Raw genomic sequence first — 561 nt, forward strand, 5'->3', positions numbered from 1 at the left:
ATCGTCGGGCCCAACGCCTGCGGCAAGTCCACTCTCCTCAAGAGCCTCACCCGACTCTTACCGCCGACGCGCGGTAACGTGCTGCTCGACGGCCGCAGCCTGCACAAGATGCCGACCAAACAAGTGGCGCGCGAGGTGGGCCTGCTCCCACAGGGTCCCGTCGCGCCCGACGGCATCCGCGTCATCGATCTGGTGACGCGGGGACGCTACCCACATCAACGTCTGTTCGCACCCTGGTCGCCCGACGACGAGACCGCCGTCGCCTCAGCGATGGACTCCACCGGAATCCGGGAGCTTTCCGGCCGCCTCGTCGACGAGCTTTCAGGCGGGCAGCGCCAGCGAGTGTGGATGGCGGTCGCACTGGCCCAGCAGACGCCGATCCTGCTGCTCGACGAGCCAACCACCTATCTCGATGTCAGCCACCAGATCGAACTGCTCGAGCTGTGCCGCACACTCAACCGGGTGCAAGGCCATACGCTCGTCGCCGTCCTTCACGATCTCAACCAAGCCGCACGCTACGCCGACCACATCATCGCGATGAAAGACGGTGAGGTCGTCGAC

Annotated in this window: 1 protein-coding gene; it reads left to right on the plus strand. The window is 65.8% G+C overall.

Annotated features, from left to right (window positions below):
- Positions 1-561, plus strand: a 561-nt coding sequence (locus IFT89_RS19950; RefSeq protein WP_202939853.1) for an ABC transporter ATP-binding protein, incomplete at both ends; no start/stop codon positions are given.

Source organism: Plantibacter sp. CFBP 13570, assembly GCF_014841395.1.
Taxonomy (GTDB): domain Bacteria; phylum Actinomycetota; class Actinomycetes; order Actinomycetales; family Microbacteriaceae; genus Plantibacter; species Plantibacter auratus.